Genomic DNA, 851 nt, shown 5'->3' with positions numbered 1-851 from the left:
CCCCCCAGGACGACAACAATCGACCAGCGACTGGAACCCCCTCCAGCAGGCCAACGACAACGCCAGCTCCGGCGGCTGGAACGCCACCCCGCAGCAGGAAGACGACCCCGCCCGCTCCGGCGGCTGGGCGCAGGGCGACCAGCCCGGAGCCCCCGGCCCGGCGGGCCAGTCCGGCTCGACCGGCCAGTCCGGTCAGCCCACCTTCGGCGGTCCCGCCGAGCAGCCCGGGTCCGGCGGCCCGGCCGAACAGCCGCCGGCCGCCTGGGGCCAGGCCGAACCCGCCGCCCGGGGTGCCGCCCGCGTACCCGGACAGACGACCCCACCCCAGGACTGGGCCACCCCCCAGGACGACAACAACCGCCCCAGCGACTGGAACCCCCACCAGCAGGCCAACGACAACGCCAGCTCCGGCGGCTGGAACGCCACCCCGCAGCAGGAAGACAGCCCCGCCCGCTCCGGCGGCTGGGCGACCGGTTCCCCGGTCCCCGCCCAGGAGGACCCGGCCCGCTCCGGCGGCTGGGCCGCCACGGCGGCCCACGCCGACGACCAGCAGCCCAAGCCGAGCGCATGGCCCGCCGCCGACGAGTCTGGGCAGCCCGGCGCGTGGGGCGCGGCGTCGGTGCCGCAGCGGCAGGACGACCGGCCGGAGGTTCCCGACTGGGCGGCGGCTGAGCCGACCTCCGTACCACCGGCCCGGGCCACCGCCGCCGTCAGCGTGGACGGTCCGGCCGGCCTGGGCCGCTCCCGCCGAGAGCCCGCAGCAGTGGCCCAGCGCCGACCGGTCCGAACGACCGGCCGTGCCGGACGTCGAGCCGTGGGCTCCGGGCGAGGCCTGGGGGCGTACCGAGGCG

General features: G+C 78.6%; 1 pseudogene. It reads left to right on the top strand.

The window, feature by feature from the left end:
* Positions 1-851: pseudogene (locus MCAG_RS33715) on the top strand (hypothetical protein); the annotation flags it as partial.

This window comes from Micromonospora sp. ATCC 39149 (assembly GCF_000158815.1).
Taxonomy (GTDB): domain Bacteria; phylum Actinomycetota; class Actinomycetes; order Mycobacteriales; family Micromonosporaceae; genus Micromonospora.
Note: the sequence above shows the minus strand (reverse complement) of the source record. Positions and strands in the feature narration are given on the sequence as shown.